Origin of the sequence: Xanthobacter dioxanivorans, assembly GCF_016807805.1 — a bacterium.
In the GTDB taxonomy this organism is placed as follows: domain Bacteria; phylum Pseudomonadota; class Alphaproteobacteria; order Rhizobiales; family Xanthobacteraceae; genus Xanthobacter; species Xanthobacter dioxanivorans.
In genome coordinates this window covers 2301742-2320833 of the sequence record NZ_CP063362.1, presented here as the reverse complement: position 1 = coordinate 2320833, position 19092 = coordinate 2301742, and the positions used below count along the sequence as shown (strand labels likewise).

At 68.0% G+C, this 19092-nt stretch carries 19 protein-coding genes and 2 tRNA genes; 12 read left to right on the top strand and 9 right to left on the bottom strand.

What is annotated here, in order from left to right; translation table 11 throughout:
- Positions 1-65: 65 nt before the first annotated feature.
- Positions 66-848: a histidinol-phosphatase gene (gene hisN, locus EZH22_RS10940; protein ID WP_203195653.1), complete on the bottom strand. Its 783-nt coding sequence runs from the start codon at positions 846-848 to the stop codon at positions 66-68.
- Between the two features lie 1250 nt (positions 849-2098).
- Positions 2099-2986 carry an N-formylglutamate amidohydrolase gene (locus EZH22_RS10935; RefSeq protein ID WP_203195652.1) on the bottom strand — a complete coding sequence of 296 codons (888 nt, stop codon included), beginning with the start codon at positions 2984-2986 and terminating at the stop codon, positions 2099-2101.
- Positions 2987-3219: 233 nt separating this feature from the next.
- On the opposite strand from EZH22_RS10935, the gene EZH22_RS10930 reads away from it, so the two are divergent.
- From EZH22_RS10930 to EZH22_RS10910, 5 genes are all read left to right on the top strand, one after another.
- Entirely contained in the window at positions 3220-3546 is a 327-nt protein-coding gene (locus EZH22_RS10930; protein ID WP_231711519.1) for a response regulator, read from the top strand.
- A 357-nt stretch (positions 3547-3903) separates the two neighbouring features.
- A tRNA-Val gene (locus EZH22_RS10925) sits at positions 3904-3978 on the top strand.
- 180 nt (positions 3979-4158) lie between these two features.
- Positions 4159-5220 (top strand): ferrochelatase, encoded by a 1062-nt coding sequence (gene hemH / locus EZH22_RS10920; RefSeq protein WP_203195650.1) that lies wholly within the window; start codon positions 4159-4161, stop codon positions 5218-5220.
- Between the two features lie 230 nt (positions 5221-5450).
- Positions 5451-5636: a BrnT family toxin gene (locus EZH22_RS10915; protein WP_203195649.1), complete on the top strand. Its 186-nt coding sequence runs from the start codon at positions 5451-5453 to the stop codon at positions 5634-5636.
- Between the two features lie 52 nt (positions 5637-5688).
- Positions 5689-5979: a BrnA antitoxin family protein gene (locus EZH22_RS10910; RefSeq protein WP_203195648.1), complete on the top strand. Its 291-nt coding sequence runs from the start codon at positions 5689-5691 to the stop codon at positions 5977-5979.
- Positions 5980-5983: 4 nt separating this feature from the next.
- On the opposite strand, the gene EZH22_RS10905 is transcribed toward EZH22_RS10910, so the two are convergent.
- Together EZH22_RS10905 and EZH22_RS10900 are read right to left on the bottom strand one after the other, a co-directional pair.
- A complete protein-coding gene (locus tag EZH22_RS10905; protein WP_203196496.1) occupies positions 5984-6862 on the bottom strand; it encodes a methylated-DNA--[protein]-cysteine S-methyltransferase in 879 nt (292 codons plus the stop codon).
- Positions 6863-7007: 145 nt separating this feature from the next.
- Positions 7008-7781 (bottom strand): SDR family NAD(P)-dependent oxidoreductase, encoded by a 774-nt coding sequence (locus EZH22_RS10900; protein ID WP_203195647.1) that lies wholly within the window; start codon positions 7779-7781, stop codon positions 7008-7010.
- Between the two features lie 301 nt (positions 7782-8082).
- On the opposite strand from EZH22_RS10900, the gene EZH22_RS10895 reads away from it, so the two are divergent.
- On the top strand, positions 8083-8643 hold the full coding sequence (locus EZH22_RS10895; RefSeq protein ID WP_203195646.1) for a protease inhibitor Inh/omp19 family protein: 561 nt from the start codon (positions 8083-8085) through the stop codon (positions 8641-8643).
- 28 nt (positions 8644-8671) lie between these two features.
- Here EZH22_RS10895 and bluB read toward each other — a convergent pair whose 3' ends face one another.
- Positions 8672-9352 carry a 5,6-dimethylbenzimidazole synthase gene (bluB, locus tag EZH22_RS10890; RefSeq protein WP_203195645.1) on the bottom strand — a complete coding sequence of 227 codons (681 nt, stop codon included), beginning with the start codon at positions 9350-9352 and terminating at the stop codon, positions 8672-8674.
- Positions 9353-9914: 562 nt separating this feature from the next.
- Between bluB and EZH22_RS10885 the strand changes: the two genes are divergently transcribed.
- Complete coding sequence (locus EZH22_RS10885; protein WP_203195644.1) at positions 9915-11348, top strand: NAD-dependent succinate-semialdehyde dehydrogenase; 1434 nt, start codon at positions 9915-9917, stop codon at positions 11346-11348.
- Between the two features lie 164 nt (positions 11349-11512).
- Here EZH22_RS10885 and EZH22_RS10880 read toward each other — a convergent pair whose 3' ends face one another.
- The 4 genes from EZH22_RS10880 to def all read right to left on the bottom strand — a co-directional run bounded on the left by EZH22_RS10880 (position 11513) and on the right by def (position 14304).
- On the bottom strand, positions 11513-11869 hold the full coding sequence (locus EZH22_RS10880; RefSeq protein WP_203195643.1) for a hypothetical protein: 357 nt from the start codon (positions 11867-11869) through the stop codon (positions 11513-11515).
- 188 nt (positions 11870-12057) lie between these two features.
- On the bottom strand, positions 12058-12795 hold the full coding sequence (gene truA / locus EZH22_RS10875; protein ID WP_203195642.1) for a tRNA pseudouridine(38-40) synthase TruA: 738 nt from the start codon (positions 12793-12795) through the stop codon (positions 12058-12060).
- 32 nt (positions 12796-12827) lie between these two features.
- A complete protein-coding gene (gene fmt, locus EZH22_RS10870) occupies positions 12828-13757 on the bottom strand; it encodes a methionyl-tRNA formyltransferase (RefSeq protein ID WP_203196495.1) in 930 nt (309 codons plus the stop codon).
- Between the two features lie 28 nt (positions 13758-13785).
- Positions 13786-14304 carry a peptide deformylase gene (gene def / locus EZH22_RS10865; RefSeq protein WP_203195641.1) on the bottom strand — a complete coding sequence of 173 codons (519 nt, stop codon included), beginning with the start codon at positions 14302-14304 and terminating at the stop codon, positions 13786-13788.
- An 80-nt stretch (positions 14305-14384) separates the two neighbouring features.
- Between def and EZH22_RS10860 the strand changes: the two genes are divergently transcribed.
- The 5 genes from EZH22_RS10860 to EZH22_RS10840 all read left to right on the top strand — a co-directional run bounded on the left by EZH22_RS10860 (position 14385) and on the right by EZH22_RS10840 (position 19085).
- Complete coding sequence (locus tag EZH22_RS10860) at positions 14385-15548, top strand: DNA recombination protein RmuC (RefSeq protein ID WP_203195640.1); 1164 nt, start codon at positions 14385-14387, stop codon at positions 15546-15548.
- 109 nt (positions 15549-15657) lie between these two features.
- Complete coding sequence (gene mutM / locus EZH22_RS10855; protein WP_203195639.1) at positions 15658-16539, top strand: bifunctional DNA-formamidopyrimidine glycosylase/DNA-(apurinic or apyrimidinic site) lyase; 882 nt, start codon at positions 15658-15660, stop codon at positions 16537-16539.
- A gap of 114 nt (positions 16540-16653) precedes the next feature.
- On the top strand, positions 16654-17424 hold the full coding sequence (locus tag EZH22_RS10850; RefSeq protein WP_203195638.1) for an enoyl-CoA hydratase: 771 nt from the start codon (positions 16654-16656) through the stop codon (positions 17422-17424).
- 209 nt (positions 17425-17633) lie between these two features.
- A tRNA-Leu gene (locus tag EZH22_RS10845) sits at positions 17634-17718 on the top strand.
- Positions 17719-17882: 164 nt separating this feature from the next.
- Entirely contained in the window at positions 17883-19085 is a 1203-nt protein-coding gene (locus EZH22_RS10840; protein ID WP_203195637.1) for a tyrosine-type recombinase/integrase, read from the top strand.
- Positions 19086-19092 lie beyond the last annotated feature (7 nt).

Genomic DNA, 19092 nt, shown 5'->3' with positions numbered 1-19092 from the left:
CTACGCGATCACTTGGATCATTTCCCCGCTTCCGTGAAACGGGGAAATGATCCAGGCCCCGCCGTTCACGCGGTGAGCTGGCGCAGCGCCGCCTCGTGCACCTTGCGGCTGCCGGCCGCCGCCACGCGCCCGCCGGCCACCGGCGAGCCGCCTTCCCAGTTGGTGACCACGCCGCCCGCTCCCTCGATGATGGGCACGAGGGCGATCACGTCGTGGTCCTGCAACTCGGTCTCGATCACCAGGTCCACCAGGCCCGCCGCCACCATGCAGTAGGCATAACAGTCACCGCCATAGCGCGAGAGCTTCGCCCGCTCCTCCACCAGGCTGAAGGCGGCACGGTCCTCGGCATTCATCAGGCGCGGGCTGGTGGTGAAGAGGATGGCGTCCTCGATGCGCCCGCAGTCGCGCGCCTTCAGCAGCCGCTCCCCGGCCGGCCCGAGATAGCGCGACACGCCGCCGTCGCCGAAGAAGCGCTCGCCGATGAAGGGCTGATGCATCATGCCGTAGACCGGGTCCCCCTCCTTCAGCAGGCCGATCAGCGTGCCCCATGCAGGCAGGCCGGCGATGAAGGATTTGGTCCCGTCGATGGGGTCGAGCGCCCACACATAGGGCGCCTCGGTGGCCACGTTGTCGAATTCCTCGCCGATGATACCGTGGGCGGGAAAGGTCTCGCGGATGAGCCGCCGCATGGCCTGCTCGCCGGCGCGATCCGCCTCGGTCACCGGATCAAAGGCGCGGCCCCGGCTCTTGTCGTCCACCCCGAGCGCGGTGCGGAAAAACGGCAGGATGGCTTCGCCGGAGACGGTCGCGAGGTTATGGACGAAGGCGTCGAAATCGACGGCGGTCATGGCAGCTCCGCAGGATGAAGCGGGCGCCGGCCGCTGGTCGCTCGACCGCGCCGCGCCCCCTCGGGATCGGGCCGGCAGGAAAGCGCGCAGGCCGCCGGCTGCCAAGGGAAAAGATGAGAAATCCGAGGTGCGCGCCGGCGCGCACGGCCAGGACGCGGGGCGTCGGCTGCGCTGGCGTCCTGTGGTGCAGCGGCGCGGGAAGATCGCGCAACGAATAAGCAGGCCGACCGGAAGCGCTTGCGTGCAAAAGGTTTTAAATCCGCCTCGCTGCCCAAACTATCGGCCGGGGCGGATCTTGAAGCCGACCATGGATCCGCGCATATTGATGCAGCGCGGCAGTGCTTGTTGCAGTGCCGCTGCCCTCCTTGGGCGTTTCCTCCCTAGACTTGGGCCGCTCCACCTACGCGAGCGGCCCCTTTCTTTTTGGGCTGCCCCGCTCCGGCCTGATCCCGGCGCGCACGCCTTCGGCCCTGCACGCCCCCCCGCACTGCACACGCGCCACCTCGCCAAGGTCACACCCGGCCGAGATCGCGTCTGGTCCAGATCACAACCGCGCCTGTTCGCCGTTGCACGCAAAGGCGCGCGGCGGTTCTGCGAGGGCATGAAGCTGCAAGGGCCGTGAAGCTAGCGCCATGCCGGGCCGATCCCCGCGCGGCGGCAGGCCACCGCGCAACCGCTGGAGCGCCCGCGTGGGCCACGCAGATTCCGCCCGACCGAAGCCGAGTCGCAGGACGATGATGAAACAGACGGGGTCGGCTCAAGCCGGACCAGCGCGCGGCGCATCCCACGGCGGCGAGAAAAGTCATTTAAAATCAATGGGACGCCCTGGTATACCAGACTGCGACAAACCGGCACTTGATTTCTGGCAGCGCACTAGGCTATTTGTGCATTGCGACATGGCGATTGGCGTCGCTGTGTCGCTGCCCTCCTTGGGCGTTTCCTCCCTAGACTTGGGCCGTTCGCTAACGCGGACGGCCCCTTTCTTTTTGGGCCCGGCTCACTGCGGAGCCTTACACGCTGAAGCCATATGCCGGACGGGTTTTCCGCGTTCGCCATTGCCTTTCCGCTGCCCTGGCCGGCGCAGACGGACCAATCCCCACCATTGACACCACCCCCACCGCCTTCCTTGCCAGGGGCCAGGCAGGCGGTGCGGAAGCGTGTGTTACAGGCGCGTCATGGAAGCGCGGAACGACTCCTAATCCTGCCATTCGAAAAACGCAAGGCACCACCCGGATTTTTGCAGGGCTCCGTCATTCAGCTGCCGCACGCGGCGGCGCGATGCCCTCGGCGACGGCCGAGAACAGGGCCGGCATGAGGCCGGCGAGGTCCGCCTTTACCTGCGAGAAACCCGCATTCCGCTCATAGGCCGCCTCGTCCATGTAGAGGCTGCGGTTCAGCTCGATCTGCACCGCATGCAGGCCGGCGGAGGGGTTGCCGTAATGCTCGGTGATATAGCCGCCGGCATAGGGCTTGTTGCGCACCACCCGGTAGCCGCGGGCGATGAGCGCCGTCTCGATGGCCTCGGTCACCACCTCGCTGCAGCTCGTGCCGTAGCGGTCGCCGATGACGAAGTCGGCGCGGGCCATGTCGTCGCGGGTGGACGTGGACGGCATGGAATGGCAGTCCACCAGCACCGCCAGCCCCCATTGGCGCTGGGCGCGGGCGATGAGGCGGCGCAGCGCCTGATGGTAGGGCTTGTAATAGGTCTCGATGCGCTCCAGCGCCTCGCTCACCGCCAGACGGCGCGGATAGATCTCCTGGGCATCGCCCACCACGCGGGCGATGGTGCCGAGGCCGCCGGACACGCGGATCGACCGGGTATTGGCGAACGGCGGCAGCCGCCCCTCGAACATGCGCGGGTCGAGCTCATAGGGCTCGCGGTTGAGGTCGAGGAAAGAGCGCGGGAACAGCGCCCGCATCAGCGGTGCCCCGACCGCCACCGCGTCGGCGAACAGCTCGTCCACGAAGGTGTCTTCGGAGCGCCGCAGGGTGGGAAAGTCGAGCCGCGTCTGCGCCACGAAGCTGCGGGGATAGATGCGCCCGGAGTGCGGCGAGTTGAACACGAAGGGCGCCGTGCACTGGGCAGGGGCGATCACCTCGAAGGCGGGTTCTATGGCATCTGCGAGGCAAGCGGTCATCTAGAACCCAATACCTTGGCGTCATTCCAGAAATCAAATCGGCCCCGCCCATCATGGTCGGCGGGGCGCATCCTTGTGAAGCCTTGGCGCGGCCTTCACTTCGAATTTACCCGATTGGGTCAGACAAGTCATATCACCCTCGGCCCCGACCCGGGACCGGCCTGGGACCGACCGCACACGACATCAGGGGAAGAGGCGTGCCCAAGATTCTGCTCGCCGAAGACGACAACGACATGCGCCGCTTTCTCGTCAAGGCGCTGCAGAACGCAGGCTATGCGGTGGCCTCCTGCGACAACGGCCGCTCCGCCTACGAGCGCATGCGCGAGGAACCGTTCGAGCTGCTGCTCACCGACATCGTGATGCCGGAGATGGACGGCATCGAGCTGGCGCGCCGCGCCACCGAGCTCGATCCGGACCTGAAGGTGATGTTCATCACCGGCTTCGCCGCGGTCGCGCTCAATTCCGACGGCGAGGCGCCGAGCGAGGCGAAGGTGCTCTCCAAGCCCTTCCACCTGCGCGACCTCGTGGCCGAAGTCGGAAAGATGTTGGCGGCCGCATGATCGACGGGAAAGACCGTCTCGACCGACTGACCTTCCCTACTTTTTGCCTTTGGGAGCGGGGGTTTATTAGGCTTGCCGTCGCCGTGTGCAAGAACAGCACCGGCCAGCCGCTTGGCATCCTTGCCAGCGTTGGGATTTTGCAGCGTCTTCGCAGCCAACGTTTCGATCGCCGGAGAGTGATCTTTAGGACCCTTCACATTTGCCATGGCTTTTTCCCTCCCGGGATAAACGACTCACGCGATGCAATTATAAGGGGTATCGGAGCAATCTGCAGCATCTGTGGATTCAAAGGGATTTCCTAATCCGGTCGTCTTGCCTCCGGCGATTCGAGCCGATATAGAGGCGCTTCCTGCGAGGGGGCGCGTAGCTCAGCGGGAGAGCACTACGTTGACATCGTAGGGGTCACAGGTTCGATCCCTGTCGCGCCCACCATCCCTCACCCATCACGGTATTCCGACGGCGTTCACGGCGCCGCCGCCAGCCGGCGGCAGTTCCGGCCCGGCAGCCATCCGGCGGACCCACGCAGCCGTAGGAGTCGCGCCGGCATCGGCCCCGCCGCATTGACGCGGACGCGGGCAGAGGCCATCTCGCCGGCAACCAGGTGAGGCGCCGATGAGCGATCAGGTCCCCGCGTTTTCCCCCGATGCCACCCACCTGCCGCCGGACCATCCGAAGGTGGCGTTCGGGCGCATCGGGGTGCTCATCGTCAATCTCGGCACGCCGGAGGGCACGGACTACTGGTCCATGCGCGCCTACCTCAAGGAATTCCTCTCCGACCGGCGGGTGATCGAGGTGAACCGGGTGCTGTGGTGGTTCATCCTCAACGCCATCATTCTCACCAGGCGCCCCGGCCCCAAGGGCCGCGACTATGCCAGCATCTGGAACACGCAGCGCGACGAGGGGCCGCTCAAGACCATCACCCGCGACCAGGCATCGAGGCTCGCGGCGCATTTCACCGGTGCCGACGGGCGCATCGTGGTGGATTTCGCCATGCGCTACGGCAAGCCGCCCATCGCCGAAAAGCTCGCCGCCCTCCAGGCGCAGGGGTGCGAGCGCATCCTCCTGGTGCCGCTCTATCCGCAATATTCCGCCGCCACCTCGGCCACCGTGTGCGACAAGGCGTTCGATGCGTTGAAAGCCATGCGCTGGCAGCCGACCCTGCGCGTCGCCCCGCCCTGGCACGACGATCCGGTCTATATCGATGCGCTCGCCGCGAGCCTTCAGCGCCACCTCGCCGGCCTCGACTTCGAGCCGGAGGTGATTCTCGCCTCCTTCCACGGCGTGCCGAAATCCTATCTGCTGAAGGGCGATCCCTATCATTGCCAGTGCGTGAAGACCGCCCGCCTGCTGCGCGCGCGCCTGGGCCTGGACGAGACCCGCCTCAAGCTCACCTTCCAGTCGCGCTTCGGCCGCGAGGAATGGCTCCAGCCTTATACGGACATGACGGTGAAGGCGCTCGCCGAGAGCGGGGTGAAGCGGCTCGCGGTGTTCAACCCCGGCTTCGTCGCCGACTGCCTGGAGACGCTGGAGGAGATCGGCGTGGAGAACCGCGAGATCTTCCTGCACCATGGCGGCACCCATTTCGCCGCCATCCCCTGCCTCAACGCGGACGATGACGGCATGCGGGTACTGGCCAACGTGGTGGAGCGGGAGCTGAAGGGGTGGGTGGGGTAAGACGGAGAGCAGCCCCCTTTCGCCCGATCTCCCGCCTGCGATAGGGAACCCAGAGCGCTCGGCCACCCGCCAACCTCAAGTCCCGCCGCCCGACGGACATCGAAACGCTTGAATGGTGTACACTTTATTTGTACACTCCACCCATTGCCCGGTAATGGGGGCGCGATCCCGTGATCGAGTTCAGGAGACGCGATGGAGATGCACTCAGTCAATAATGGGACTTCAAAACCATGGACTTCGAGTGGGATGAAACCAAGCGCCGGGCGGTCATCCAGAAACACGCGGTCGATTTCGTATACGCTGCGCTGATTTTCGATGGATATACACTAACGTGGATAGATGACCGCAAAGATTACGGTGAAGAGCGAAAAATCTCCATCGGCTTGATTGATGAAGAGTGTTTCGTCGTTGTGTAGACAGAGCGAGAGGGCCAAATCCGCCTCATCTCCGCCTGGAAGGGAGGTCGCAATGAGCGATCCGCATATCAAGCGAGCCTCGCTCGCCGAAATCCGGAAAATGAAGGAGAAGGTTGAGCTCTTCCACGACCCGAACGCCCCCGAGGGTGAAAGCCTCGGCCCCGATTTCTGGGCCGGCGCCACGCTCGAAGCGCCGAAGAAGCCGCGTTCCGTCCATCTGAAGCTCGATCCGGACGTGTTCGACTTCTTCTTTGAGGAAGCCAAGGGCAAGGGCCACCTCACCCGGATGCAGAACGTGCTCAAGGCCTATGTGAACGCCAAAACGGCCAAGCGGCGGGCCTGAAGCCTCACTCCCCCGCCGGCTCCACCTTGCCGGCTTCCCAGCCGAGGATGGCGCGCTTGCGGGTGAGGCCCCAGTGGTAGCCGGTGAGGTCGCCGCTCTTGCCGAGCACGCGGTGGCACGGCACCACGAAGGAGATGGGGTTCTTGCCCACCGCCGCCCCCACCGCCCGCGCCGCCTTCGGCCGCCCCACATGCTCGGCGATGGTGGAATAGGTGGTGGCCCGGCCCATGGGAATGCGCATCAGCGTCTCCCAGACCCGAATCTCGAAATCGGTGCCGATGAAGACGATGCGCAGCGGCTGGTCGTCGCGCCAGGAGGCGGGATCGAAGATCCGCGCCACCAGCGGCGCCGTCGCCGAGGGGTCTTCCACATAGGTGGCGTTCGGCCAGCGGCGGCGCATGTCGTCGAGGGCCGCCGACTCCTCGCCGCGATCAGCGAAGGCGAGGCCGCACAGGCCGCGCGGCGTCGACATGGCCAGCGCCAGCCCGAAGGGCGAAGGGTGGAAGCCGAAGCGGATCACCAGCCCCGCCCCGCCGGTCTTCCACTCGCCCGGCGACATGGCCTCGTGCACCACGAACAGGTCGTGCAGCCGTCCCGGCCCCGAAAGCCCCAGCTCCAGCGCGGCGTCCAGCACGTTGGGGCATTCGGCGACGATGCGCCGGGCGCGGTCCAGCGTCACCGCCTGGAGAAAGGCCTTGGGGGTGAGCCCGCACCAGCGGCGGAAGAGATCGGTGAGGGCACGCGCGGAGACGCCGGCGGCGCCGGCGATCGCCTCCACCTCCGGCTGCTGCCGCACATGCAGGGAGATGTACTCCACCGCGCGGCGCACCACCTCGTAGTCGCAGGCGGCGATGGCGAGGGGGGTCGCCGGGGTCGCCGTCACGAGGCGGCCCGGCGAGGGCAGGACGAGGTCGGGGGCATCGAGCGCCAGCACGGGGCATCTCCTGGGAAAAGCGAGCGTGGCCCATCAGACCAGAGCCGGCAAGGCCGGCCCACCCGATTTCGCCGCCCCGCAGCGCCCACCCCGCTCACGCCGGGTTGCGCTTCACCGTCAGCGCCGCGAAGCCCTGCTGCGCGGCCATGGACTGGATGCGGTTGATGTTCACGTGTCGGGGCTGGGTGCAGGCGAAGAAGACCTGCTCCGCGATGTCCTCCCCGGTCATGGCGTCGACGCCGGTGTAGATCTTCTCCGCCCTCGACTGGTCGCCGGCGAAGCGCACCACGGAGAACTCCGTCTCGGTGAGGCCCGGCTCGATGTTGGTGACGCGCACGCCGCTACCGGACAGATCCGCCCAGACGTTGAGCGAGAACTGCTTCACGAATGCCTTGGTGGCGCCGTAGACGTTGGCGCCGGGATAGGCAAAGTCGCCCGCCACCGACCCGGTGAAAACCAGGTGTCCCTGCTTGCGCGCCACCATGGCGGGCAGGGTCGCCCGCACCGTGTAGAGCATGCCGGTGATGTTGGTCTCCACCATGGTCCTCCAGTCATCGAGGTCGGCCTCGTGGGTCGGCTCCAGGCCAAGGGCGAGGCCGGCATTGGCGAACACCACATTGTACGCATCGAAAGGCGCCGGCAGGCTCGCGATGGCGGCGAAGGTCGCGGCCTCGTCGCGCACGTCGAACTCCAGCGGCAGGATGAGATCGCCGAACTCCGCCGTCAGCGCCGCCAGCCGCTCCGCCCGGCGGCCCACCGCCACCACGCGCGCGCCGGCCGAGGCGAACCGGCGCGCCGTCGCGGCGCCGATGCCGGAGGTCGCGCCGGTGATGAGGACGGTCAGCGTGCGGGGGTCGAGCATGCTCATGGGCGTAACTCCGGCAATGGGGCCCGGCGGGGATTGGGGAGAGGGTCGGAAATACCGCACGTGCTGATAAACCGCCTTAACCATCGCGTCCATCCGCCACCCTGATGCGGTAATTTAGTAAGGTCGCGGCCTTGGTCCTGCCATGTTCTGCCGAAAGGGTGCGGTTTCGCGCAGCCGGCAACGGAGTCCACCTTCGGTGCCGCCTTGCGTTCCGAACGTTGATGGCGCGCTCCTTCGACCGCCCGGTGGCGGTCGTCGAGGAGAGGCGCTAGGGTTTGCGGGCACGTCCGGAGAGCGTTGGATGAAGGTGGTTCTGGTTTCGGCGGGGCTGGCGCTCGCCCTTTGCGGCTGCAGCACCGAGCTCGACGGTTTCGGGGCGAAACCGTCCGCCGTCGCGGGCAACCGCGTGCTCGCCGCGCCCACCGGCGCGGTCGAGAGCGCGCCTGCGCCCGAAAACGTGTCCACCGCGACCGCCGAGACCGCCACCGGCGCCATCACCCCCCGCACCGCCGCCAACAACGTTCCGCTCACGCCGCCGACCGCCAATCCCGGCGGCAATGCCTATGCCCCGAGCGCGGCGCAGGGCCAGTTGTCCGGCGCCTGGAGCTTCTCCTGGGACAGCGGGCGCAACGTCTGCCCGGTGCGCCTCGGCACCGACCGCGGCCTCAGCGGCCTCTCCGCCCAGGCGGACGTTTCCTGCCCCAGCGAGATCTTCATGACCAAGGGCTGGGACATGATGGGCTCCGACATCGTGCTGCAGAACCATCAGGGCAAGGTCACGGCGCGCCTTCAGCCCTCCGGGCCGAACCGTTATGTGGGCGTGATCGCCGACACCGGCCAGCAGGTCGCCCTCAGCCGCTGACGCCCGGCCTCTCCCGCCCCCTCCCCCTTCAGCCGTCCACGAGGGCGCCGCCGGTCGCGCCGAACCGCTCCTCGAACACGAGGTCGGCGAGCGCCAGCCGCTGGCGCCAGCCGGCCCGCTCGAGGTCCGGCGTCGCCTCGAAATGATCGATGTAGCCGATGCACAGCAGCGCCACCGGCACGATGTGGGCAGGAATGCCGAGAATGGCATGCAGGTCGGCGAGGGAGAGGATGGACACCCACCCCACCCCCAGATTCTCCGCCCGCGCGGCCAGCCAGATGTTCTGCACGGCGCAGACGGTGGAATAGATGTCCATCTCCTGCTGGTGCGTGCGCCCGAGCACCACCGGCCCGGCGCGGTCGCGCTCGCAGGTCACGCACAGGAGGATCGGCGCCTCGCGAATGCCCTCGAGCTTGAGCGACCGGTAGAGCGTCGCCCGCTCCGCCTCGAACATGGCCGCCGCCTCCGCATTGGCGCGGGTGAAGGCGGCGTGAAGCGCTTCCTTGGTCGCCGCGCTGTGGATGACGATGAAGTTCCACGGCTGCAGGAAGCCCACGGACGGCGCGGCATGGCCGGCGCCGAGCACGCGGGCGAGCACATCGTCAGGCACGGGATCGGGCCGGAAATTGCGGCGCACGTCGCGCCGCTCGGCGATGCAGCGGTAGACGGCGGCGCGCTCGTCCGGGGAGAAACCGTCGTCCCGCGTCATGTGAGCGCCCTCCCGGCTGTTTCGCGCATTCGGCGGCAAGGACGCAGGCAGGTCAAGGGCGGAACGGGGGAAGACGCAGCGCAAGGGTAAAGGCAAAGGCAAAGGCAAGGCCGATATCCGGGCCATGGCTCCTCGGCGCCGTCGGGGGCGCGCAGGTTCTCAAAAGCCACGCGGAGCGCCAGAGCCGGACCCGCTCACATCGAAACGCGCGGGGCGATTCTATGTGAGCGGTAACCTTGCTTCTTTTCAAGAGCTTGAATGGCGCATCCCCGATCGGATGGAACAGTTTCTGGTTCCCTCCGATCGGATCGCGCTCTAGAATGCGCGCGTCGCGCCCGCCGGCCCCGGCGCGGTCGCTCCCCACCTCAGAGCCACCCACCTCAGAGCCACCCACCTGAGAGCCACCCACCGCAGAGCCACGGACGGATTTTACCCGCTTCAGCCCCACCCCTCCCGCCACGGCGAGGGGCCCCTGACGCAAGGCCGCTGCGTCCCCCGCGGCGACATCCGCGCCGGCCGGCTTTGCCATCGTTGCCCTGCCAGCCCTGCCCAAGGAGACATCATGTATCCCAACGTCCAGCTTCACATCGACGGCGTCTGGCGCGACGCCGAGGGCGGGCGCCGCATTCCGGTCCTCAACCCGGCCACCGAGGAGGAGATCGGCTCCGTCGCCCATGCCTGCGTCGCTGACCTGGACGAAGCGCTCGCCGCCTCCCAGCGCGGCTTCGAGGTGTGGCGCAAGGTCTCCGCCTTCGACCGCTCCAAGCTCATGCGCAAGGCCGCCGACCTCCTGCGCGAACGCGCCGATTCCATCGCCCGCCTGATGACGCTGGAGCAGGGCAAGCCGCTCGCCGAGGCGCGCATGGAGACGCTGGCGGCGGCCGACGTCATCGACTGGTTCGCCGAGGAAGCGCGCCGCGCCTATGGCCGGGTAATCCCCGCCCGCGCGCAGGGCGTGTACCAGCTGGTGGTGCAGGAGCCGGTGGGACCGGTGGCGGCGTTCACCCCCTGGAACTTCCCCATCAACCAGGTGGTGCGCAAGCTCTCCGCCGCGCTGGCGGCGGGCTGCTCCATCATCGTCAAGGCGCCGGAGGAAACCCCCGCCTCCCCGGCCGAGCTGATCCGCGCCTTCGTGGATGCCGGCGTGCCCAAGGGCGTCATCGCCCTCGTCTACGGCGTTCCGGCGGAGATCAGCGCATATCTCATCGCCCACCCGGTCATCCGCAAGATCACCTTCACCGGCTCCACCCCGGTGGGCAAGCAGCTGGCGGCGCTGGCCGGCGCGCACATGAAGCGCGTCACCATGGAGCTCGGCGGCCACTCGCCGGTGATCGTCTTCGACGATGCCGACGTGACGGCGGCGGCCCGGCAGATCGCGACCGCCAAGTTCCGCAACGCCGGCCAGGTGTGCGTCTCGCCCACGCGCTATCTGGTGCAGGAGAAGGTGTATGAGGAGTTCGTCGACGCCTTCGTCACCGTCGCCAAGGCGGTGAAGGTGGGCAACGGCCTCGACCAGGGCACCACCATGGGCCCGCTCGCCAACGAGCGCCGCATCCCGGCCATGGAGGCGCTCATCGCCGACGCCCGGCAGAAAGGAGCGGACGTGGCGACCGGCGGCGCCCGCATCGGTAACAAGGGCTATTTCTTCGAGCCCACCGTGGTCACCGGCGTCACCCGCGAGATGCGGATGATGAACGAGGAGCCGTTCGGCCCGCTGGCCATGATGCTGCCCTTCTCCGACTTCGACGAGGCCATCACCGAAGCGAACCGCCTGCCCTACGGCCTCGCCTCCTACGCCTATACGCGCTCGGCCAAGACGGCGAACGCGGTGGCGTCGGAAATCCAGGCGGGCATGATGACCATCAACCACCTGGGCCTGGCCCTGCCGGAGGTTCCGTTCGGCGGCGTGAGGGATTCGGGCTACGGCTCCGAGGGCGGATCCGAGGCGATCCAGGCCTATCTCAACCCGAAGTTCGTGTCCCAGGCCGGCGTCTGACGCACGCGAAAGCGATCCGCCCGGGGATCAGCCCCGGGCGGGCGCCCCAGGGCGGATCGACATTCAGATCGACCGGCGCCCTCCCCTCACCACCGTCATGGCCGGGCTTGCCCCGGCCATGACGGTGGCCGAAGAAATACGCCGCAACTGAATGTCGATCGCTCCTAATGGCCGAGTACGCGCAGCTGCTGCAGGATGTCCTCGGTGCGGCGCGGCATCTGGAATCCGGATGCCGGCTTGGCCTGCCATGGCCGGTCGGCGCAGGGGCTGGCATCGTTCAGCCGCTCCGCCTCCGCCCGCGCCACCGCCTCGCTGGCGAAGCGCCGCGCCTCGTGGGGAAAGAACGCCCCTCCCGGCAGGATGAGCGCGACGCCGTCCTCGGTCTCCATGGTCGTCTCACCGCCATCGAAGAACAGCCAGCCACACGGCGCCGCCGGCACCACGCGCGCCACCACATGGGCCGTGGCCGGGGAGATACGCTGCTGACTGGCCTTCTGGCCGTGGAAATCGAAACCGAACATCACCTGACAACCCTTGCTCGCACGCGCCGGAAGCTCTCAAGGGGAGAATGCCGCCGGAGGCCGAGCGTTCCCGCGTCCGATTTCATATGTGATTACAATTCATTGATTCCGCGCGTCCGGCGCGGTCGGCGTGTTCCCGGCCGGACCTGGACGATCTTTCGAAACGGCGCCCGGATGCCGCGCCTCGGTCAGTAGCTGACGGCGGCAAGGTACAGCCCCGCGGCCGGCGCCATGGGACCGCAGCGGGAACGGTCGGCGGCCTTCAGCGCCGCCTCCAGGTCGTCGGCGCTCCAGCGCCCCTCCCCCACCCGCATCAGCGAGCCCACCATGGAACGCACCTGATGGTGCAGGAACGAGCGGGCGGAGGTGACGATGCGGATCTGATCGCCGTCGCGGGAGACGTCGAGCTGGTCCAGGGTCTTCACCGGCGATGCCGCCTGGCATTCCGCCGCCCGGAAGGTGGAGAAATCGTGCCGCCCCAGCAGGCGCTGGGCCGCGACATGCATGGCCTGCGCATCAAGCGCCTGCGGGATGCGCCAGGCCCGGTCGCGGTCGAGAGCGAGGTCCGGCCGGCGATTGACGATGCGATAGAGATAGTGCCGCCGGGTAGCGGAGAAGCGGGCGTCGAAGCTGGCTGGCACCTCCTCCGCCGCCAGCACGGCGACCGGATGGGGGCGCAGCTGGGCGGTCATGGCGTCGCGCACGGTGTCGGAGCGCCAGGACCGGGAGAGATCCACATGGGCCACCTGCCCGGTGGCATGTACCCCCGCATCCGTGCGCCCAGCGCCGGCGACGTGCACGTCCTCGCCGCAGAAGCGGCGGAATGCCGCGGCCAGCACGCCCTGCACGGTGTCCTGGTCGGCCTGCGTCTGCCACCCGGCGAAGGGCGTGCCGTCATATTCGATGGTGAGCTTGTAGCGAGGCATGGGAGGCAACAGGGCGCGCGACGCGCCTCCCGTCAAGGAAGCCGCGTGCCGGACGGCACGCTGTTGCCCCGGAGGAAGGCATCCGCCCCCATGGGCTGCTTGCCGGCCTTCTGCAATTCCAGAAGCCGGACGGCGCCGCTGCCGCAGGCGATGGTGAGGCGGTCGTCCAGCGCCTCGCCCGGCGCCCCGGTGCCCTCGGCGCGGGTGGAGCGCAGCACCTTGACCCGCGCCTCGTCCGGCCCCAGCGGGAACCATGCCCCGGGGAAGGGCGACAGGCCGCGGATGCGGTCGTGCACCGCCGAGGCGGGCTGCGACCAGTCGATGCGGGTCTCGCCCTTCTCGATCTTGGCCGCGTAGACGACCCCCTCCTCCGGCTGCGGCGTGAAGCCGAGGCCGCCGCGCTCCAGCGCCGCCAGCGCCCGCGCCATGAGGTCGGCGCCGAGCACCATCATGCGGTCGTGCAGGTCGCCCGCCGTCATGTCCGGCCCGATGGGGATGCGCTCCACCAGGCCCACCGGGCCCGTGTCGAGGCCGGCCTCCATCTGCATCACCGCGACACCCGTCTCGCGGTCGCCGGCCATGATGGCGCGCTGGATGGGCGCGGCGCCGCGCCAGCGCGGCAGCAGCGAGCCGTGCAGGTTGAGGCAGCCGAGGGCCGGGACCTGAAGGATCGCCGGCGGCAGGATGAGGCCGTAGGCCACCACCACCGCCACGTCGGCGCCGTGGCCGCGAAACTCCGCCGCCGCCTCCTCGCCGCGCAGGCTCCTGGGGGTCAGAACCTTGAGGCCGAAGCGCTCGGCCACCTGGTGGACGGGCGAGGGGGTGAGGTCGAGCCCGCGCCGACCGGCCGGCGCCGGGGCGCGCGTATAGACCGCCGCCACGTCATGCCCGCGCCCGACGATCTCGGACAGGGTCGGAACGGCGAAGTCCGGCGTCCCCATGAAGACGATGCGCATTCGGATATCCGGTTGAAGGAGCCGGTTTCGGCCCTCAGGCCTCGGCCTTGTGCTTCGCCTGCTTGGTGAACTTCTTGATCACCCGGTCCCGCTTCAGCTTGGAGATGTGGTCGATGAAGAGGACACCGTTCAGGTGGTCGATCTCATGCTGGACGCAGGTGGCGAAGAGCCCGTCCGCCTCCACCTCCCGCACCTTGCCCTCCAGGTCCAGGAACCGCACCGCAACGCGCGCCGGGCGCTCCACCTCCTCGTAATATTCGGGGATGGAGAGGCAGCCCTCGCTGTAGATGGAGGTCTCCTCGGACGCGGCGATGATCTCGGGATTGATCAGCGCCACCGGCTTCTTGTCCGCGCCGTCGCGCGCCACGTCGATGGTGACCACCCGCTTGTCGACGCCCACCTGGATCGCCGCCAGCCCGATGCCGGGCGCGTCGTACATGGTGTCGAACATGTCCGCCACCAGCTTGCGGATCTCTCCGTCGATGGTCTCGACCGGCGCGGAATGCGCCCGCAGCTTGGGTTCGGGGAGGATGAGGATGGGTCGCGTCGCCATTTCTGCGAGATAAGCGAAGCTGAGCGTCCGGTCAACATGTTCGCTGTTTGTTCAAGCCAAGAATCACGATAGAAGAAGCCATGCCGGTGGTGCTCTTCAGCCTGGCGGGTCACGCCGTCACCTTGGCCGAAGCGGCAGCCGTCGCGGCGGGGGGACTGGCCTTTTGCCTCTTCCTCGGCCTCGCTGCGGTTCTGCGCCGGTCCCGGGCGCGCAGCGAAACGGCAGCGGCCGAAGCCCTCAGGGCCGAGGAGCTCGACCGGCGCCTGCGGGAGCTGGTGCGCGCCCAGTCGGAGATGTCCGGGCGGGTGCAGGGCATGACCGAGCTCCTGGCCCAGCGCCAGAGCGAGCTCGCCCGCGCGGTGTCCGAGCGCCTCGACGCCACCTCCCACCGGCTCGGCGAGACCCTGACCACCGCCGCCCGCGCCACCCACGAAAGCCTCACCCGCCTCGCCGAGCGCCTGGTGGTGATGGAGGCGGCGGAAAAGAGCCTCGGCGACCTGTCTTCGCAGGTGATCGCGCTGCGCGAGACCCTGGCCAACAAGCAGGCCCGCGGCGCCTTCGGCCAGGCCCGCATGGAGGCCATCGTGGCGGACGGCCTGCCGCGCGGCAGCTTCGCCTTCCAGCACACCCTCTCCAACGGGCGACGGCCGGACTGCGCCATCTTCCTGCCCGGCGACCCGCGCCCGCTGCTCATCGATTCCAAGTTTCCGCTGGAGGCCGTCACCGCCTTCCGCGAGGCGCCCACCGCCGAGGCTCGCAAGGCCGCGGGCCAGAGGATGCGGACCGACCTGCTGAAGCACGTCTACGACGTGGCCGAGCGCTACCTGCTGCCGGGGGAGACCCAGGACGTGGCGCTCATCTTCGTGCCCTCCGAATCCGTCTATGCCGAGATCGCCGAGCGGTTCGACGCGGTGGTGCAGGAGGCCTACCGGCTGCGGGTGGTGCTGGTATCCCCGGCCCTGCTCATGCTGGCGGTGCAGGTGGTGCAGGCCATCGCCAAGGATGCCCGCATGCGCGAGCAGGCCGACCGGGTGCGCGCCGAGGTGGCCGCCCTGGTGGACGACGTCACCCGCCTGCGCGAGCGCGTCGGCGACCTGTCCAAGCATTTTTCCCAGGTGAGCGACGACGTGGGCCGGGTGCTCATCTCGTCGGACAAGATCGCCCGGCGCGGCCTGCGGCTGGAGGCGCTGGACTTCGACACCCCGCCGGACCGGCCCGGCTCCGAGCCGCGCCCCGCCGATTGAGGGGACAAATGCGCCTTTCGTCTTGCATGCGCGCCGCGCCGGCCCGATCCTACAAGGCTGAGACGACTCGCGCGCCGGTTGCGGCCCGCCCACCCGTGTTAAGGAAGAAATGCCCGAATTGCCCGAGGTGGAGACCGTCCGCCGCGGTCTCCTGCCCGTCCTGCAAGGCGCCGTGATCGAGAGCGCCGAGGCCCGCCGGCCGGACCTGCGCTGGCCCCTGCCGGAAAACTTCTCGGAGCGGCTCGCCGGTCGCCGCATCGAGGCGGTGGGCCGGCGCGCCAAGTATCTGCTCGCCGACCTGAGCGGCGGCGAGGTGATGATCCTGCACCTCGGCATGTCCGGCTCCATCCGCGTCGAAGGCGCCAGGGTGAAGGGCCGGCCGGGCCTGTTCCACCATCCGCGCGGGCAAAGCGGGCCGCACGACCACGTGGTGCTGCACCTCGCCGGCGGTGCCACCGTGACCTTCAACGATCCGCGCCGCTTCGGCGCCATCCTCATCGTGCCCTACGACCGGCTCGATTCGCATCCGCTCCTGGCCAGCCTCGGGCCGGAGCCGCTCGGCAACGGATTCAACGCCGAATATCTGGCCCGCGCCTGCGCCCGCCGCCACACACCCCTCAAGTCCGCGCTCCTCGACCAGAAGCTCGTGGCCGGGCTGGGCAACATCTATGTGTGCGAGGCGCTCTACCGCGCCCGCCTCTCGCCCCGCCGCCTCGCCAACACCATCGCCACGCACGAGGGCCTGCCGACCCAGCGGGCGGAGCGGCTGGTGGTGGCCATCCGCGACGTGCTGCGCGAGGCGATCCAGGCCGGTGGCTCCTCCCTGCGCGACCACCGGCAGGTGAACGGCGAGCTCGGCTACTTCCAGCACACCTTCCGCGTCTACGGCCGCGAGGGCCAGCCCTGCCAGACCCTGCGCTGCAAGGGCGTGGTCCAGCGCATCACGCAGAGCGGACGCTCCACCTTCTTCTGTCCCGTCTGCCAGAGGTAGGGCACGGCCGCACGCCGGCTGTGCGGCCTTCCCTCTTCGCTTCCGGCCCTGAAACGCGCTAGAGCACCGGCGGAAATATCCCCGGTGTCACGCCGGGCAAAGAGGAGGATTGGGATGGCATACGAAACGATCCTGGTGGAGCGGCTCGAGCGCGTGGGCCTCATTCGGCTGAACCGCCCCCAGGCGCTCAACGCCCTGAACCGGCAGCTCATCGCTGACCTCGGCGCCGCCCTCGACGAGCTCGAGCAGGACCGCTCCATCGGCTGCCTGGTGCTGACCGGATCCGAGAAGGCGTTCGCCGCCGGCGCCGACATCAAGGAGATGCAGAACTTCACCTATCCGCAAACCTATCTCGACGATTTCATCACCTCCTGGGAGCGCCTGTCGCGCACGCGCAAGCCGGTGATCGCGGCGGTCGCGGGCTTTGCGCTGGGCGGCGGCTGCGAGCTCGCCATGATGTGCGACTTCATCCTCGCCGCCGACACGGCGAAGTTCGGCCAGCCGGAGATCAAGCTCGGCGTCATGCCCGGCTCCGGCGGCACCCAGCGCCTCACGCGCTTCGTCGGCAAGTCCAAGGCCATGGAGATGTGCCTCACCGGGCGCCTGATGGATGCGGTGGAAGCCGAGCGTTCGGGCCTCGTCTCCCGCATCGTGCCCGCCGCCGATTTGCTGGATGAGGCGCTGAAGGTGGCCAAGGGCATCGCCGGCATGTCCCTGCCGGTGGCCATGCAGACCAAGGAAAGCGTGAACCGCGCCTACGAGACGACGCTGGCGGAAGGCATCCGCTTCGAGCGGCGGGTATTCCAGTCGCAGTTCGGGACCGCCGACCAGAAGGAAGGCATGGCCGCCTTCATCGAGAAGCGGCCGGCGAAGTTCCAGCACTGAGGCGCGGCCGGTCGACCGGCGCGGGCCGCCCTGCGCGCCTTCGCCGGCTCGATGGCGGTCCGTCCACGCCGGCAAGCGGATGGACCGCCCTCACCGCCGCTCCGCAGCGGGACGACGAAAACTTTCCGTGGGCGGACGGCAGGCATTGTTGACAAGCCCCATGCCGCCCCCTTATGTCTCGCGCTCCTGACGGCCCAGTGCCGGTGGGGGCCCAGGTGGCGGAATTGGTAGACGCGCTGGTTTCAGGTACCAGTGGTGAAAGCCGTGGAGGTTCGAGTCCTCTCCTGGGCACCATTTTACCATCCAGAGACGTCTTTTAACGTCCAATTGCGATGGTAAATCAAGTGGTTAGCCCCCTTTGATGGTCTGCCAGGGTCCACAGTGGTCCGGTTGAATCTCGCGCACGCGTAGGCATGCTTGTAGGCATCGATTTCATGCCTACAGCGAGATGCCTACATATGCCTCTCACGGATCTGGCGTTGCGCAACGCCAAGCCAAAAGACAAGCCGTACAAGCTATTTGACGGCGGTGGCCTGCACCTTCTTGTTAACCCGAACGGCAGTCGGATCTGGCGCCTCGCCTATCGATTCGCGGGCAAGCCGAAGCAGCTCTCGTTTGGACCGTATCCCACCGTGTCGCTGGCCGAGGCGCGCCAGAAGCGGGAGGAAGCGAAGAAGCAGCTCCTGGGTGGCGAGGATCCTTCTGCGGTCCGGAAGCTCGAAAAAGTCGCTGCCAGCGTTTCATCAGCCAACACGTTCGCAGCTGTCGCGGAAGAGTTCATTGAGCGCCTTAGAGGCCGAGGGATCGCCGAGATCACGCTGGCCAAAAAGCGATGGCTGCTTGCCGATTTGGCGGGTCCGAGCCTTGGCCACCGGCCCATCAGTGAAATTTCAGCATTCGAAGTTCTGTCCGTCCTCCAGCAGATCGAGCGAAGCGGTCGCCGGGAAACCGCTCGTCGGCTGAGATCCTCCATCGGGGCGGTGTTCCGATTCGCTATCGCGACCTTGAGGGCCGAAAATGATCCAACCTTCGCTCTGAGAGACGCGTTGGAGCGTCCGCAGGTCCGTCATATATCGGCACTCACCGATCCCAAGGCGCTCGGCGGGCTGCTACGCGCTGTCGACGAATATACTGGCTGGCCTACCGTCCGATCCGCGCTTCTTTTCACGGCGCTCACCTTCGCCCGTCCCGGGGAGGTGCGTGGCGCGCGGTGGAGCGAGATCGATTTTGAGAAGGCGGTGTGGAGCATCCCCGCCGAGCGCATGAAGATGCGCCGCGCCCACATGGTGCCGCTGTCCCGGCAGGCTGTTGCGGTGCTGAATGAGATCCGGCCTCTGACCGGCAGCAGCGAGTTGGTGTTCCCCTCCATCCGCTCGAACAAAAAGCTCCTCAGCGAGAACGCCATGAACTCGGCGCTGCGGCGCATGGGGTTCACCCAGGACGAGATGACCTCCCACGGGTTCCGGGCGGCGGCCAGTTCGATCCTCAACGAGAAGGGGCACTCCCCCGACGTGATCGAGGCGGCGCTGGGCCATCTGGATAGCAATGAAGTGCGCCGAGCCTACAACCGGGCGACCTATTGGCCAGAAAGGGTGGTGCTCCTGCAGGTGTGGGCGGACCTGCTGGACGAATTCCGAGCGATGAAGGGTCAGAGGGCTTAGATTGGCA